This window comes from Oceanispirochaeta sp. M1 (assembly GCF_003346715.1).
Classification (GTDB): domain Bacteria; phylum Spirochaetota; class Spirochaetia; order DSM-2461; family DSM-2461; genus Oceanispirochaeta.
This window is the reverse complement of the sequence record NZ_QQPQ01000148.1, coordinates 1-578: the sequence shown is the minus strand read 5'-3', so window position 1 is coordinate 578 and position 578 is coordinate 1. Positions and strand designations below refer to the sequence as shown.

The 578-nt window shown below is 38.1% G+C and carries 1 protein-coding gene; it reads right to left on the bottom strand.

Going from position 1 to position 578, the window contains the following annotated elements; genetic code table 11:
* Positions 1-43 precede the first annotated feature (43 nt).
* Positions 44-526, bottom strand: coding sequence for a transposase (locus tag DV872_RS26240; protein ID WP_114632914.1), 483 nt, complete (start codon positions 524-526; stop codon positions 44-46).
* Positions 527-578 lie beyond the last annotated feature (52 nt).

Here is a 578-nt window from a genome sequence, read left to right as displayed (position 1 = left end):
TCTAATATTAAAACGACAGCAACTTTCCGCATCTCTTCGGGGATCAATCGTCCTCGTCTTCCCCCCAAAGTTCCTCGGCTTTTTTTTTAAGGGTGTAGAGAGCAGCCATTTCAGCTAATGCTTTTTCTTTTTTTGCGAGCTCTTTTTTTAACTGCTTATTCTCTTTAATCAGTCTCTTTTTTTCATCTTTTTCGGTCTGGTCTTTATCTTGTATCAAATCTCTTAATTCCTGTTCGTATTGTGTAATATGCTCTGTATGCAGTCCTTTTTCCCTTAGCCACTTACCCTGATCATTTTTTGATATGGTTTTGGCTTCTATAATCAGGTTCAATTTCTCTCTATGAGAGCGTCCGGCACTACCTACAGTTTCCTGTGGATTCAGTGTACCTTCTTTTGATTTTTTAAGCCAGTTTCGAAGTGTTTGATCGGATACTCCCGATTCTTTTGCTACATCTGAAATTGGTCTGTTGACCGGTGGTAAAACTTTCCTTAACTGTGATTCTCTGAATCCTAAACTGTATCTCATAATTGAATATCTCCTTAAAAAGTTGATGCTTCAACTATGTTGACACATAGGG